The organism is Enterococcus cecorum (assembly GCF_052119425.1).
GTDB classification, from domain to species: Bacteria; Bacillota; Bacilli; order Lactobacillales; family Enterococcaceae; genus Enterococcus_E; species Enterococcus_E cecorum_C.
In genome coordinates this window covers 1-14644 of sequence record NZ_JBQKFH010000048.1, presented here as the reverse complement: position 1 = coordinate 14644, position 14644 = coordinate 1, and the positions used below count along the sequence as shown (strand labels likewise).

At 38.0% G+C, this 14644-nt stretch carries 14 protein-coding genes and 2 tRNA genes; 12 read left to right on the top strand and 4 right to left on the bottom strand.

Annotated features, from left to right (window positions below; all coding sequences use genetic code 11):
- The first annotated feature begins 35 nt into the window (after positions 1 to 35).
- From ACTQZM_RS10420 to ACTQZM_RS10385, 8 genes are all read left to right on the top strand, one after another.
- A tRNA-Arg gene (locus ACTQZM_RS10420) sits at positions 36 to 109 on the top strand.
- A gap of 35 nt (positions 110 to 144) precedes the next feature.
- A tRNA-Pro gene (locus ACTQZM_RS10415) sits at positions 145 to 218 on the top strand.
- Positions 219 to 446: 228 nt separating this feature from the next.
- Complete coding sequence (gene rsgA, locus ACTQZM_RS10410) at positions 447 to 1328, top strand: ribosome small subunit-dependent GTPase A (RefSeq protein ID WP_441653720.1); 882 nt, start codon at positions 447 to 449, stop codon at positions 1326 to 1328.
- A 27-nt stretch (positions 1329 to 1355) separates the two neighbouring features.
- Positions 1356 to 2006, top strand: a complete 651-nt coding sequence (rpe, locus tag ACTQZM_RS10405) for a ribulose-phosphate 3-epimerase (protein ID WP_016250549.1) — start codon at positions 1356 to 1358, stop codon at positions 2004 to 2006.
- Positions 2007 to 2654, top strand: coding sequence for a thiamine diphosphokinase (locus ACTQZM_RS10400; protein WP_087663336.1), 648 nt, complete (start codon positions 2007 to 2009; stop codon positions 2652 to 2654).
- Positions 2655 to 2793: 139 nt separating this feature from the next.
- On the top strand, positions 2794 to 3654 hold the full coding sequence (mreC, locus tag ACTQZM_RS10395) for a rod shape-determining protein MreC (protein ID WP_441653719.1): 861 nt from the start codon (positions 2794 to 2796) through the stop codon (positions 3652 to 3654).
- Positions 3654 to 4154 carry a rod shape-determining protein MreD gene (gene mreD / locus ACTQZM_RS10390; RefSeq protein ID WP_441653718.1) on the top strand — a complete coding sequence of 167 codons (501 nt, stop codon included), beginning with the start codon at positions 3654 to 3656 and terminating at the stop codon, positions 4152 to 4154. The genes mreC and mreD overlap by 1 nt, the downstream gene beginning before the upstream one ends.
- 160 nt (positions 4155 to 4314) lie before the next feature.
- Positions 4315 to 5580, top strand: coding sequence for a coiled-coil domain-containing protein (locus tag ACTQZM_RS10385; RefSeq protein ID WP_441653717.1), 1266 nt, complete (start codon positions 4315 to 4317; stop codon positions 5578 to 5580).
- A gap of 113 nt (positions 5581 to 5693) precedes the next feature.
- On the opposite strand, the gene ACTQZM_RS10380 is transcribed toward ACTQZM_RS10385, so the two are convergent.
- Positions 5694 to 6512 carry a MurR/RpiR family transcriptional regulator gene (locus ACTQZM_RS10380; protein ID WP_087401462.1) on the bottom strand — a complete coding sequence of 273 codons (819 nt, stop codon included), beginning with the start codon at positions 6510 to 6512 and terminating at the stop codon, positions 5694 to 5696.
- A 146-nt stretch (positions 6513 to 6658) separates the two neighbouring features.
- Between ACTQZM_RS10380 and ACTQZM_RS10375 the strand changes: the two genes are divergently transcribed.
- The gene (locus ACTQZM_RS10375; RefSeq protein ID WP_087663341.1) at positions 6659 to 7351 is read left to right on the top strand and encodes an N-acetylmannosamine-6-phosphate 2-epimerase; all 693 of its coding nucleotides are present in this window, start codon (positions 6659 to 6661) and stop codon (positions 7349 to 7351) included.
- 28 nt (positions 7352 to 7379) lie between these two features.
- Positions 7380 to 8876 (top strand): PTS transporter subunit EIIC, encoded by a 1497-nt coding sequence (locus ACTQZM_RS10370; RefSeq protein ID WP_047342910.1) that lies wholly within the window; start codon positions 7380 to 7382, stop codon positions 8874 to 8876.
- A gap of 43 nt (positions 8877 to 8919) precedes the next feature.
- On the opposite strand, the gene ACTQZM_RS10365 is transcribed toward ACTQZM_RS10370, so the two are convergent.
- Positions 8920 to 9603, bottom strand: coding sequence for a prepilin peptidase (locus tag ACTQZM_RS10365; RefSeq protein WP_441653716.1), 684 nt, complete (start codon positions 9601 to 9603; stop codon positions 8920 to 8922).
- Between the two features lie 177 nt (positions 9604 to 9780).
- Between ACTQZM_RS10365 and ACTQZM_RS10360 the strand changes: the two genes are divergently transcribed.
- Together ACTQZM_RS10360 and ACTQZM_RS10355 are read left to right on the top strand one after the other, a co-directional pair.
- A complete protein-coding gene (locus ACTQZM_RS10360; RefSeq protein WP_016250568.1) occupies positions 9781 to 10266 on the top strand; it encodes a Dps family protein in 486 nt (161 codons plus the stop codon).
- Positions 10267 to 10378: 112 nt separating this feature from the next.
- Entirely contained in the window at positions 10379 to 11611 is a 1233-nt protein-coding gene (locus ACTQZM_RS10355; RefSeq protein ID WP_441653715.1) for an MFS transporter, read from the top strand.
- A 41-nt stretch (positions 11612 to 11652) separates the two neighbouring features.
- Here the strand turns inward: ACTQZM_RS10355 and argH are convergent, their stop codons facing one another.
- Positions 11653 to 13023, bottom strand: coding sequence for an argininosuccinate lyase (argH, locus tag ACTQZM_RS10350; RefSeq protein WP_113784779.1), 1371 nt, complete (start codon positions 13021 to 13023; stop codon positions 11653 to 11655).
- A 63-nt stretch (positions 13024 to 13086) separates the two neighbouring features.
- Positions 13087 to 14286: an argininosuccinate synthase gene (locus ACTQZM_RS10345; protein ID WP_441653714.1), complete on the bottom strand. Its 1200-nt coding sequence runs from the start codon at positions 14284 to 14286 to the stop codon at positions 13087 to 13089.
- Positions 14287 to 14644 lie beyond the last annotated feature (358 nt).

Sequence of the window (14644 nt, the reverse complement as noted above, 5' to 3'; positions counted from 1 at the left end):
CCGGTTCGATTCCGGTCCTCGGCATTCTTAGTAATGCGCCCATAGCTCAATTGGATAGAGTGTTTGACTACGGATCAAAAGGTTAGGGGTTCGACTCCTCTTGGGCGCGTAGTCTTTTTAATACCTAAAGATAAATAAAGACTTCGGGAAGTAGCTCAGCTTGGTAGAGCACTTGGTTTGGGACCAAGGGGTCGCAGGTTCGAATCCTGTCTTCCCGATTTATTTTTTGTCCGATTTGTGAAAATTTGAACAAACCTCTAAAATAAATAGCGTGAATCATTCGCAATGTAAATGTAATAGAGAGATTTTGATGATCCTAGAGAATAGGTGAATCAAAATCTCATTTTTTATGATTGGGCGCAGTGGCCGATAAAAAATGAGAGTAGTAAACCCGTCTAATTTTTGGTAAAATGTACTTATAATTGAAATGAGGGGGTTTTCATTTTTTGCAAGGACAACTAAAGAAGGCATTAAGTGGATTTTATTATATTCAACATGAAGGAAACTTATACCAAACACGCGCACGAGGTAATTTTAGAAAACGCAAAGTCAAACCATTAGTGGGTGATTTTGTTGAATTTGAAAGTACGAGTCTAACGGATGGCTACTTACTTGAAATTTTTCCACGTAAAAATGAGCTTGTTCGTCCGCCTGTGGCTAATGTCGATCAAGTTATCGTGGTGGCGAGTCTAGTCGAACCGGATTTTTCCTATCATTTGCTTGACCGTTTTTTGGTGAGTTTAGAACAAAAGCAAATTGAGCCGGTGATTTATTTAAGTAAGGTAGATTTACTTGGCGATACGACTTTGCTTGAAGAAATTAAAGCGACTTATCATTTGGCGGGTTATCGGGTGATTGTCGGTGATGAAGATGGCTTGAATCAAGTGAAGGCTTTGTTGAAAGATCGTTTGACGGTATTAGCTGGGCAATCAGGGGCCGGTAAGTCGACTTTATTAAATCAATTAGTGCCTGGTCTTGCTTTAGAAACTGGGGAAATCTCAGAAGCGTTAAATCGAGGGAAGCATACGACGCGTCATGTGGAATTAATTGATGTTGCTAAAGGATTGGTAGCTGATACTCCAGGCTTTAGTTCGATTGATTTCTTTGACTTGGAAGTAACTGATTTGCCAAAGATGTTTCCAGAATTTGTGGTTTTACAAGATACGTGTCGCTTTAGAGAATGTAGCCACACCCATGAGCCAGATTGTGCAGTGAAAGAAGCTTTAGCCGAGGGAAAAATTGCCCAGATTCGGTATGATAATTATTTGTTGTTCTTACAAGAATTGAAAAATCAACGTCCGACTTATCAAAAGAAGAAAAATAAGTAATCACGCAAAACATAGGGGGAATTTCAGATGAAGATTGCACCATCAATTTTAAGTGCTGATTTTGCAAATTTAGAAAAAGACGTCAAAATGGTCGAGGAGTTTGGTGCCGATTATATCCATATTGATGTGATGGATGGTCAGTTTGTGCCAAATATTACGTTTGGTCCGAATGTGGTCAAGGCATTGCGACCAGTGACGAAATTGACTTTGGATGTCCATTTAATGATTGTTGATCCAGAGCGCTATATCGAGGAATTTGCAAATGCGGGTGCGGATATTATTGGCGTGCATGTAGAAGCGACCAACCATATTCATCGCGCATTACAAATGATTAAAGCAAAAGGTGTGAAAGCAGAAGTCGTGCTAAATCCTGGAACCAGCGTCTCAGCGATTGTCCCTGTATTGGATATGGTCGATCAAGTGCTTGTGATGACGGTAAATCCTGGTTTTGGTGGTCAAAGCTTTATCGAATCCACACTGGACAAAATTCGTCAAATTGCCCATTTAAGAGCAGCGAATAACTTAGATTTTGATATTCAAGTGGACGGTGGAATTGTACCTGAAACGGCCAAATTATGTAAAGAAGCTGGGGCCGATGTATTTGTGGCCGGCAGTTATATCTACAATGCGACCGATGTCAAAGCTAGTATCGATGCATTAAAAGAGGCGTTAGAATAGATGAAAGTATTAATCGTTGGCGGGGCTAATCCTAAATGTTGGCCGGCAAATTTATTTGAAGAAGAATACGTAGCTTATATCGGCGTGGATCGTGGCGCACTTTACCTATTGGAGCAAGGAAAGTCACTCGATGCGGCGATTGGTGATTTTGATTCACTGAGTCAAGAAGAATATGAAAAAGTCAAAGCACAGGCAAAGTTTTTGAAACAATCTCCAGCCGAAAAAGATGATACGGACACGCAGTTAGGCTTATTATATGCGATTGAACACTTTCCGGATGTGCAATATCGCTTGGCTGGTTTAACGGGAGGACGCTTGGATCACTTCTTGGCCAATTTTTGGATGGTCCTTGAACCACGCTTTACCCCATATGCACGCCAAATTGAGTTAGTCGATGCGCAAAATATCATTGAATATTACTTGCCCGGCAGCTATACGATTGAAAATAAAGCCAATATGCGTTACTTAGCTTATGTTTGTATGACGCCGATGCAGGAATTAACGCTCAATTTAAGCAAGTATACCTTAAATAAACAAAAGATTGCCTATCCGATTTCTTATGCAAGTAATGAATTCGTGGGCAAAACGGCGGAATTTAGTTTTAGCGATGGCGTGATGGCTGTTATTTATAGTAAAGATCATAAATAAGACTGAAGAAGGAAGAGGCGAATGGTTGCGTCTTCCTTTTTAATTGCAAAAAAACCATTAAGAGTGTGTAGGATGCTTTTTTTTAGACAAAAATAGTGGTACAATCGTATTTGTTAGTTTATAAGCTAGAGGTGCCTTTGTGAAAAAATATAATTCGAATAAAAATATTATTATCGCTTTGATTATTGTCATTGTGGTTGTGGCAGTCTTGAGTATGACGATTGCGAAAAGAAATACGCAGACTAAAACCAACATCTTACAGTCTACGGTCAATGATACAATTGGTTTAGTCGATAAAGTTCTGACTGCACCTTTTAGATTTTTACACCAAACCACTGAAAATATTAGCGATTTGATGAATACGTATGAAGAAAATCAACAATTAAAGTCAAAAATCGACCAATATGACAATTTGGTTCAAAAAAATACGAATCAAAAGCGTGAAATTGCGCAATTGAAAGAAGAACTTGGCTTAAGTGAGACATTGACAAGCTATGAAACCCAAGTAGCCAACGTGATTAGCCGTTCTCCAGATACTTGGCAAGATGTTTTGGTGATTGATAAAGGTGCGAGTGCTGGTATTGAGGTTAATATGGCAGTGATGGCGAAAAAAGGCTTGATCGGACGCGTGCTAGAGGTCAATGCGCATACTTCTAAAGTGGAACTATTGACTTCTGAAAATGAATCAAGCAATCATTTCCCAGTCCGTATCTCTTCTTCTGATGGCGAAGTGTTTGGTATTTTGAAAGATTATGATCAAAAGCAAAACTTGCTGATTGTAGAAGATTTGACCGGGAATGCCAATATCAAAGCAGGCGATGTCGTGCAAACTTCTGGTCTTGGTGGCAATTCACCAGCTGATTTGATGGTAGGTAAAGTGCAAAAAGCTGTGACCGATTCTTATGGTCTAGCCAAGAAAGTTTATGTCAAACCAATGGCTGAAAGTACCGATTTACGTGTGGTAACTATTGTAAAACGTTCCGCAGGGGTGGGTGAATAATGACAGAAAGAGAATTTCCGCTTTATTTAGCCCCGGTCTTATTTTTATTGATGTTGGTGGACACGCATTTAACCGACTTTTTATCAAACTTATCAAACTTTCACTATATTTGGAATGTTCATTTAGTCTTGATTGTCTTTTTGTGGGCTGCTTATTCCTTACCAAAAATACCAACAATCGCGCTGAGTTTTGTCCTAGGTTTATTTTATGATTGTTACTATCTTGGGATTATTGGTATTTATACGGTTTGCTTGACAGTTATGGTATGGCTGTTATACGTCTTTCATGGTGTTATCTATCAAAATTTATACACAATGTTTTTTGCCCTGGTTATTTTTGTGACGGGTTATGAAGTGATATTATTAGTAACTCAAATCCTTTTTAAATTAAGCACGACGACCTCGGTATTCTTTATTTCGCGTTATCTTGCGCCGACTTTGTTAGTCAATATTATCTTGTTTGCAATTACACTAATTCCACTAAAGAGGCTTTTTAAGTAAGAAGTCTCTTTTTTTTATTTATCGCATTTGAAATATATTTGTAACATTACTATTATAGGAATGACATCTCACTATGTTAGAATAGCAATTGTCAGAAATAGGACCTTAGACTTAGAAAAGGTCACAAGTGTTAAATACACACACTTAATTGGAGGAATTTATGGTGAAGAAACGTTTATCTTCAGTCGTAATCGTATCTACAGTCTTAGCAGGGACTTTAGTGGCACCAATTGCTACCTTTGCAGACAATTACGATTCTCAAATTGAACAGAAAAACAGTGAAATTAACGACTTGAAATCTAAACAATCAGAAGCTCAATCTCAAATTGATAGTTTAGAATCAAGTATTAACAAAATTAACAAAAAAGCAGATGAATTATTAAAGGAACAATCAACTTTACGTGAAGAAACTGTCCAATTACAAAAGGACATCGAAGTTTTAACTGAACGTGTCGCTAAACGTGAAGAAGCGATTCGCAATCAAGCACGTGACGTTCAAGTAAACAATCAATCATCTGTTTATGTCAAAGCTTTATTAGATGCCACTTCATTTACTGATGCTTTAGGTCGCTTGAAAGCAATGACTACAATCGTGAATGCGAACAACGATTTAGTGAACCAACAAAAAGCAGATAAAAAAGCAGTAGAAGATAAAAAAGCTGAAAACGAAGCAAAACAAGAAGAAATTGCGAAAAACCAAGCAACTCTTGAAGAACAAAAAGGTACATTAGAAGCAAAACAAGCTGACTTAAATGTATTAAAAGCTTCATTAGCGGAACAACAAGCTACTAAAGAAAGTGAAAAACAAGCCTTGGCTGAACAAAAAGCAGCTTTCGAAGCAGAACAAAAACGTGTGCGTGAACAACAAGCACAAGCCGCAGCAGTTCAACAAGCTGCACAACAAGCACAACAAGCGACCGGATCTACTTCAACAAACAATGCTTCAAGCTCAAGTTCAAGTTCAAGTTCATCTCAAGCAAGTAGCTCAAATAGTACAAGTTCAAACACAAGCTCAAGCAATGCTGGCGTATCAAATGTAGTGAGTCCTAGCACACCAGCTCCTGCACCAAGCGGAAATGGTTCAGCTATTGTCGCAGAAGCATACAAACACATTGGTAAACCTTACGTATGGGGCGCTAAAGGACCTGATACGTTTGACTGTTCAGGTTTCACTCGCTATGTTTACTTACAAGTAACAGGCCGTGATATTGGTGGGTGGACAGTTCCTCAAGAAGGTGCCGGTACAGTCATCCCAGTTAGCCAAGCACAACCTGGTGACCTTTACTTCTGGGGTTCACGTGGAAGTTCTTACCACGTAGCGATTGCCTTAGGTGGCGGTTCATACATCCATGCACCACAACCAGGCGAATCAGTTAAAGTTGGCTCAGTTGCCTACTTTGCACCAAGCTTTGCCGTTCGCATGTAATCAACATTCAACTGAACATCTCAAGACTCTCACTGATGAAGTGGGGGTCTTTTTTTGAGTTGTAAAAAAACAACTATCCTTTCTCGTCATTTGAAAAGATAGTTGCTTTTTATTTAATCGATTCGTTTATCAATGATGGAACGCAATACTTTTTCCCTTAATGCAACAGGATCAATTTTGTTTTGTTGTTCATATGCTTTGATTAATAAATTACATAAATAGAGTTGTGACATCTTACCTTCTAATGAGCTACCATTTAGAAATTCATCCACAGTCGTCTGTAAAATAATATCTGCTAAAGAAGCAATAGGTGAAAAGCGGTTATTTGTGATAGCGATGACTTTGGCATTGTTTTGTTTAGCGATGGTTAGTGAGTCAAAGGTATCTTTTGTTTTACCAGAAAGTGAAAAACCAATCACTAAGTCTTCTTCGGATAATAACGAGGCTACTTGTGCTTGCATATGTGGATCAACACATGCTTTAGATTGAATCCCAACACGCAAAAACATCGTCTCCAAATCATAACTCGTATTTCCACTCGAACCGACACCAAAAATATAAATAAAACGCGCCTTTTGAATCAACGCCAGTGCAGCTTCTAAGTCTGCTTGATTGAGTAGATTTTTGGTAGATTGCAATACGGATATGAGTTGCTGGATACTTTCATCTTGAATATGCTGTGTAGTAGTATGCGTATCTGCCGTATTGAAATTCTCTTTAGCAATCTCAATCTTTAAATCAGAAAAGCCAGAAAAACCTAACTTTTGACAAAATCGTACAATTGTTGCATCCCCTACATTGGCTTTTAATTTAATATCACTCAAAGTACTATAAATAATTTTTTCCCCAGAATTAATAATATAATCAGCTACTTTTTTTTCAGATTTTGTCAATTGTGGATAATTTTTATGTAGCGTTTCAGCAAAAGTCATTTCTTCCTATCCTCCAAGTTATCATTTAATTCTATTATACGCTAAATAATTATTTTTGACAGAGGCTATTTACAATAATGAAAGCGTGTGCTATATTCTAGTTGGAGAAATACTCCTAAATATTTTAAAAAGGAGGAAATTGGAGAATGGACAAAACAACATTCAAAAACCAAATTAAAGGAGGGTTAGTTGTCTCATGTCAGGCGCTACCTGGCGAACCATTGTATACCAAAAACGGAGGGGTGATGCCACTTTTAGCATTAGCTGCTCAACAAGCCGGTGCAGTAGGGATTCGCGCCAATTCTGTACGTGATATTTTGGAAATTAAGCAAGTTGTCGATTTACCAATGATAGGCATTATTAAAAGAGATTATCCAGATTCTGAAATTTATATTACAGCTACGATGAAAGAAATTGATGAGTTAGTTGCGACAAATGTCGAAGTAATTGCGCTAGACTGCACTTTACGAAAAAGAGCAGATGGTCAAACAATCAATGCATTTATTCAACAAATTAAAGAAAAATATCCAAATCAACTCTTAATGGCCGATATCGCGACATTTGAAGAGGGAATGAATGCCTATCAAGCTGGTGTTGATTTTGTAGGTACGACTTTGTGTGGTTATACCGAAGAAAGCAAAAATGACCAAGTGCCCAATCTTGAATTAATTCAACAATTAGTGGCTCAAGGTGTTGATGTAATTGCAGAAGGTCAAATTCATACCCCGCAAATGGCCAGAAAAATAAAAGACTTAGGTGTTTGTGGCGTTGTTGTGGGCGGTGCGATTACCCGTCCAAAAGAAATTGCTAGTCGCTTTATTGCTGCGATGAATGAATAATCATTTTATTTGAATAGGGGGAAAAATCATGTTTAAGAAGTTTTCACAATTGGGAAGAGCATTTATGTTGCCAATCGCGATTTTACCAGTTGCCGGGCTATTACTTGGAATTGGTGGTGCGTTATCAAATGCGAGTGCGGTTCAAGCTTATCCATTTTTAAATCAAGAATGGTTGCAAGTCATCTTAAAAGTTATGAGTGCCGCAGGGAATGCCGTTTTTGCTAATTTAGCTTTAATCTTCGCTATTGGTGTTGCTGTTGGCTTGGCAAAAGGTGATAAAGGGACAGCGGGACTTGCCGGTGGCGTTGCTTATCTAGTTTATACAGCGACGATTAGCGGTTTGTTACAATTGTTTGCTAAAGAAGGTGCGACCATCGATACCGGCGTTGTTGGGTCTATCGTGATTGGTGGAATGGTTGCCTATTTGCATAATCGTTATCGCAAAATTGAATTGCCACAATTTTTAGGATTCTTTGGAGGCTCTCGTTTTATTCCGATTATTGCTTCATTATCTGCTATTATTATCGGGGCCTTTTTCTACATTATTTGGCCACCAATCCAAAATGGGTTAACAACTGTGGGTGAACAAATTGCACGTATGGGAAGTATCGGAACCTTCTTTTATGGCTTTTTACTTCGTCTAACAGGCGCAGTAGGGCTACACCATACAATTTATCCACTATTTTGGTACACTTCACTCGGTGGTGTAGAAGAAGTAGCTGGCAAATCTATCGTCGGTGCGCAAAATATCTTCTTTGCACAATTAGCCGATCCGCATCATACTGGTTTATTTACTTATGGCACGCGCTTCTTTGCTGGACGCTTTGCTACAATGATGTTTGGGTTACCTGCAGCATGTTTGGCGATGTATCACGCAATCCCTAAAGCAAACCGTAAGAAAAATGGGGGGTTATATTTTAGTGGTGGTCTAACTTCATTCTTAACAGGGATTACTGAACCTGTAGAATATATGTTTTTATTTGTTGCACCATGGTTATATGTGGTTCACGCTTTTTTAGATGGCTTATCTTTCTACTTTGCTGATATTTTAAATATTCGAATTGGTAATTCCTTCTCAGGTGGCTTCATCGATTTCCTATTATTCGGTGTTTTACAAGGGAATGACCACACAAACTGGATTAAAGTGATTCCATTTGGCTTAGCTTGGGCAGTGATTTATTATTTTGTTTTCCGCTTCTGTATTGCTAAGTTTAAAGTAGCCATTCCTGGTATGGAAGTAGAAGAAATTACAGATGAAGCCAATGAAAATGTCCAAAGCGATTTACATCAACAATCGCTACAAATCATTGATGCATTAGGTGGACAAGCAAATATCGAATCAGTGACTGCTTGTGCGACACGTTTACGAGTAGCAGTTGTTGATCCTCAAAAAGTCAATAAAGAGGTCTTTAAACAACTAAAAGCTACAGCGGTACTTGAAGTAAAAGGTGGTATCCAAGCAGTATTCGGTGGTAAATCCGACTTATATAGCCAAGAAATCAATCAAATTCTTGGACATGAATAACCACCCCACACCCAATCTAAGCTATTTTAGGTTGGGTGTTTTTTTACCAGAAATAGCTGATGTAAAGGCCGAGTGTCATAAATGGAATAAAGGGAATCGGGGCAAATGGTTGATGACAAAGGTAGTATTTCAATAAAAGATACAAAATGCCGCTGCCACTCGCTACGACTAAAAGCATGCTGATTTGCCCAAGTGTCAGCCAGGGAAACCATGCACAAGCCAACAATAAATCTCCCTGACCGAGATAATGCTGACTCGAAAAATGTCCCACAATACAAAGTAGTAAAAGCACGATAAAATGCATCGGATAAAAAGTTAATCCAGTACAAAATGCCAGAAACCAAAGCAATCCACTTCCACTAAAAAAAACAAAAGGATCCAATATTAAATAGAGGATATCCGTAAAACTCAAGATAAAGGCACAACTTAACCAGCAAAAGGCGAGCAATTGTTGTGAAAAAATAGGCAAATTGGTTATTTTTACGAACATAAAACCAAAGACGACCTCCGCACACAGACTACTCCAGGGGATTTTTGCCTTACAATAACGACAACGAAATCGAAGGAACAAAACAGACACTATAGGCACTAAATCCTTTATTTTTAAGCGCTGATGACAATTTGGACACTGCGAGGGTGGGGCGATGAGTGATTCTCCTTGGGGTAAGCGACAAGCCATACAATAATAAAAGGACCCTAGACAACTTCCGATAATAAATGCGAACATACAAATCCTCCTTCAAGTAAAAAAAGACCCTTCATGAGAATAAATACGCAAAATTTTCGAAAAAGCGTTGCTAGATTAAAAAAACTTAATAATTTTAGAAAAATAAACCATTATATTTTACTTTTTTCCTGAAATGGATTATCCTAAACATGTAGTAAAGATTAGGAGGCTTTTATTATGGCAGTAGAAAAAACAAAAAACGTATTAAATCAATTAGTTGCGGACTTGAGTCAATTTTCAACAGTGATTCATCAAGTTCACTGGTACATGCGTGGGCCTGAATTTTTAACTTTACACCCATTAATGGACGAATACATGGATGAAATCAATGCACAGTTAGATGAAGTCGCTGAACGTTTAATCACATTAGGTGGCGCTCCTTACTCAACATTGAAAGAATTCGCTGAAAATACAGGTATTAAAGATGAAGTAGGTAGCTATGATTTATCTATTCCAGAACAAATGGAAAAATTAGTCGCTGGTTACCGTTATCTTGCTGACTTATATGAAGAAGGTATTGAAGTGTCTGGTGAAGAAGGCGATGATGTGACACAAGATATGTTCATCGAATTCAAAGGCGCTGTAGAAAAGAAAATCTGGATGGTTCAAGCCAAATTAGGCCGTGCCCCAGAATTAAACTTAACAGAAGGCGTACATCACTAAGATTAGGCATAGAAAATAAAATAAATTTTTTACCGTTATCCAATTTTGGGTAGCGGTATTTTTATTATTTGCTATAATAATGAAAAGTTGGGTATTCAAAGGAGTGAAAAAAGTGCTGCAAAATCAATCTTTATCAAGGTTATTATTGGGTAGAATCTTAACAAATATAGCAGACAGTTTTATAAATATCTTGATTATTTGGTATTTTAATGAACAATATCATTCGCCGGTGTTGCTTTCAGTGGTTTTTGCTGTAACTTCAGGAATCGATGCATTGTCATTTTTACTGGGTCCGTTGGTTGATCACATGAAAGAACGAAGACTATTAATTACTAGTAGTTTATTTCAAGTCATAATTAGTGCGGGCTTGCTAGGAGTGGTGTTAGCTAAGAATCAATTACCCAACCATTGGCTAGCAAGCATTTTAGTCGTTGGGTTAGCGCTCATTTATCTCTTTTCATCTATTATCTATCCGTTAGAAACCAAAATATTACCCAAAATTGTAGATAAATCACAATTGGTTTCAGCAAATAGCTTATTTCAGCTAGCCTATAAGGTGTTGGATATTTCCTTTAATGCATTGGCTACGTTATTTGTGGCTTGGTTTTCTTTATCAGTGAATTTTCTATTGATTTTCTTTACTTTCTTTCTTGCCACAGTCATGTATCGCTATTTTAAAATCAAAGCAGATACGATAACAAATGTCCAATCCATTGCTACTTATCATGATTATTTTCAAGAATTGCTTTCGGGAGTACGGGTCTTAAGAAAAGCACCGCAAGTCTATCAATTATTTTTACCCCTGGCATTTGTTAATTTCTTTTATGCAATATCATTAGTTGCCTTACCGATGTTCTCCAAATTGTACATTTCAAGTTCGTCGATAGGTTATGGGATTGTTCTAATGACGAGTTCCTTAGGTGGGATTGTCGGAGCATTTTTTCTCAATCGTATCAAACTTGATATTGCTAAACCTGTTCGTTTCATTGCTCTCATGATGTTGCTTTCAGGATTGAGCCAAATTGGATTTTCATTTTTGGCACCTGTTCAGCCGATAGTCAGTTTGTCCTTGTTTTTCATGAGTAGCTTGACCATGAGTATGATGAATATTGTTTTTGTCACCCTAGAGCAGCAAAGTATTGAATCAGCCTATCTTGGACGCGTATCGATGCTTACTGAAAGTCTGATATCCATTATGATTCCATTAGGGAGTTTGGTAGCTGGATTATTATTAAAATTTGTCCCTATTTTGTTGGTAGAATCCATGGAAGGTTTCGCACTCGTTTTAGCCTGTGGTTACTATCGCTTTATTTATCAAATACCCAAAAACGAACCTACTCGCTGATATTTGCCAGCTGAGGAGGTTCGTTTTCATTTGTCTGAGAATTAAAGTTGCGCTTTGGCTGTGTCAATTTGTTTTTGGACTTGTTCAAAGCCAGTACCGCCAAGTGAATGTCGGCGTTTGACAGCAGTATAAGAATCTAGTTTTTCGTAAATATCTTCCTCAATCAATGGGGTAATCGCTTGGTACTCCTCTAAAGGAATATCTTGCAAATAGTGGCCGTTTTGAATGCATTGTAAGACCAATTTACCAACGATTTCGTGCGCTTGTCTAAATGGCAGTCCTTTGCTTGCTAGATAGTCAGCTAGTTCCGTTGCATTCGAAAAATCTTTTTGCGTAGATTCTAGCATCCGTTCCTTATTGACTTTCATTGTCGCAATCATGCCACTCATAATATCTAGACTAGTCAAAATCGTTTCGGCCGTATCAAACATGCCCTCTTTATCCTCTTGCAAATCTTTATTATACGCAAGCGGTAAGCCTTTCATCACTGTCAATAAACCAAATAAATCTCCGTAGACGCGTCCTGTTTTTCCACGAATTAATTCGGCCATATCCGGATTTTTCTTTTGCGGCATAATCGAACTACCCGTTGAAAAAGTATCGGTTAGCTCTACAAATTGATATTCATGACTGCACCATAAAATGATTTCCTCGCAAAAACGGGACAAGTGCATCATTAAAATTGAAGCATTACTTAAAAATTCTAAGATAAAATCACGATCACTCACTGCATCCAAGCTATTTTGATACACTTGTGAAAAGCCTAATTCCTTGGCAGAAAATTCACGGTCAATTGGAAAAGTGGTTCCCGCTAAAGCCGCAGCCCCAAGTGGTGAAATATCTGCACGTTGCATATTTTCAGTAAAGCGTTGTTCATCACGCGTTAACATTTGATAATACGCCATTAAATGATGCCCAAAAGAAATCGGTTGGGCATGCTGAAGGTGAGTGTAACCTGGCGCGATGGTTTCGATGTGTTCTTGCGCTTTTTCAACCAACACTTCACGGAAATGATGGATTTTTGCCACAACTTCAGTCAGTACCTCTTTAAGATAAAGATGCATATCGGTCGCCACTTGGTCATTACGACTGCGCGCAGTATGCAATTTTCCCGCCACTGGACCAATTTCTTGATGTAAAAAAGTCTCCATATTTAAGTGGATATCTTCATTTTCGATGGTAAAGGTCAGCTCATTTTTGGCCAATTGTTCCTGTAAAGCTTCAAGACCTGCGATGATTTGCTCGCCTTCATCTTTCGTTAAAATCCCAGTATGTATCAACATTTTCACATGGGCCAAACTACCAATCAAATCTTGCTTGGCTAATTTTTGGTCAAAAGGAATCGACGCGCCAAAAGCATCAATCCAGGCTTCATTTTTCCCGTCAAAACGGCCACCCCATAATTTCGCCATTTTCTTCATCCTTTCTAAAAAACAACCCCCACCTGGCATAATACGAGGCAGGGGATAAAATCATTATTTGTCTAAACTTGCTTGTACTTCAGCATGGACTTTACTTGGTAGTCCCCAAAGTTTGATAAATCCGATAGCTGCATGTTGGTCAAAGGTATCGGCTGAAGTGTAAGTCGCTAAGTTTTCGTCATATAAACTATTCGCTGATTTACGTCCTTCTACTATAATATTTCCTTTGAATAATTTCACACGGACTACACCATTCACATAAGCTTGGGTGCTCTTGATGAAGGCTTTTAAGGCATCAGTTAATGGGTTGAACCATAGTCCGTCATAGATGACTTGTGCTAGTTGTTGTTCCACGATTGGTTTGAAGTGGGCCAATTCACGAACAAATACTAAATCTTCTAATTCCTTATGAGCTTTCATTAAAGTTAAGGCAGCTGGACATTCGTAAACTTCACGAGATTTAATCCCAACAAGACGGTTTTCGATATGGTCAATTCTACCTACACCATGTTCACCTGCGATATGGTTTAATTCCATGATTAATTCTGCTAGGCTGTACGCTTTGCCATCTAGAGCGACTGGTTTTCCTTGCTCAAAGGTAATTTCCACAACAGTTGGTGTATCAGGCGTATCTTCTAATTCTTTGGTTAATGCATAAGCCCCTTTTGGTGGAGCAGCCCATGGATCTTCTAACACGCCACATTCACAAGCGCGTCCCCATAAGTTTTGGTCGATTGAATAAGGGTTGTCAAGATTCATTGGGATTGGAATATTGTTTTTCGCTGCGTATTCGATTTCTTCTTCACGCGACCATTTCCATTCACGAACAGGTGCCACGACTTTCAAGCTAGGATCTAAAGACTGAATGGCCACTTCAAAACGTACTTGGTCATTTCCTTTACCTGTACAACCGTGCGCTACCGTGGTTGCTCCAACTTGATGCGCTAATTCCACTAATTTTTTCGAAATCAATGGACGAGAGAGTGCAGAGACTAATGGATAAGAATTTTCATAGAAAGTATTTCCTTGTAAAGCAATCAAGGCAAACTCTTCGGCAAACTCTTCTTTGGCATCGATCGCATAAGATTCTACTGCGCCGACTTGTAAGGCTTTTTCTTTAATGGCTTCGATATCTTTTTTCTCACCGACATCTAAGCAGCAAGCCACCACATCATATCCCGCATCTGATAACCATTTAATTGAAACAGAGGTATCTAACCCTCCAGAATAAGCTAAAACTAATTTTTCTCTCATATTCATTTCTTTCCTTTCATCATTGAACTTCATCACGTGACCTATCTTAACAAATAAACTTGCATAAATCAAGTGTAAAATTAAATATTTATGCAATAATTCCTGAAAAATAATCATTTTTGTGTATAAATAGTATAGGTATGTTTATGAGAAAGTTATTTAGATTCCGCTTACAATGATTGCTTGTTCGCATTTTTATGCATTTTTTTGTATGGAAATAATTATTCAAACCTATCTGATAGAAAATGAATGGACAGCAAAATTTTTTTACTATAATATGATATGGCAAATCTGTTTGTCTTGTCTGGATGCTGTAAAAGGACCTTTCTGAAAAATATTGTTCGTAACAGCTGTTTTT

Excerpts from the sequence above, each read along its gene's own strand:
- rpe (WP_016250549.1), top strand. The coding sequence starts at position 1,356 with ATGAAGATTGCACCATCAATTTTAAGTGCTGATTTTGCAAATTTAGAA.
- ACTQZM_RS10400 (WP_087663336.1), top strand. The coding sequence starts at position 2,007 with ATGAAAGTATTAATCGTTGGCGGGGCTAATCCTAAATGTTGGCCGGCA.
- mreD (WP_441653718.1), top strand. The coding sequence starts at position 3,654 with ATGACAGAAAGAGAATTTCCGCTTTATTTAGCCCCGGTCTTATTTTTA.
- ACTQZM_RS10385 (WP_441653717.1), top strand. The coding sequence starts at position 4,315 with ATGGTGAAGAAACGTTTATCTTCAGTCGTAATCGTATCTACAGTCTTA.
- ACTQZM_RS10380 (WP_087401462.1), bottom strand. The coding sequence starts at position 6,512 with ATGACTTTTGCTGAAACGCTACATAAAAATTATCCACAATTGACAAAA.
- ACTQZM_RS10375 (WP_087663341.1), top strand. The coding sequence starts at position 6,659 with ATGGACAAAACAACATTCAAAAACCAAATTAAAGGAGGGTTAGTTGTC.
- ACTQZM_RS10370 (WP_047342910.1), top strand. The coding sequence starts at position 7,380 with ATGTTTAAGAAGTTTTCACAATTGGGAAGAGCATTTATGTTGCCAATC.
- ACTQZM_RS10365 (WP_441653716.1), bottom strand. The coding sequence starts at position 9,603 with ATGTTCGCATTTATTATCGGAAGTTGTCTAGGGTCCTTTTATTATTGT.
- ACTQZM_RS10360 (WP_016250568.1), top strand. The coding sequence starts at position 9,781 with ATGGCAGTAGAAAAAACAAAAAACGTATTAAATCAATTAGTTGCGGAC.
- argH (WP_113784779.1), bottom strand. The coding sequence starts at position 13,023 with ATGGCGAAATTATGGGGTGGCCGTTTTGACGGGAAAAATGAAGCCTGG.
- ACTQZM_RS10345 (WP_441653714.1), bottom strand. The coding sequence starts at position 14,286 with ATGAGAGAAAAATTAGTTTTAGCTTATTCTGGAGGGTTAGATACCTCT.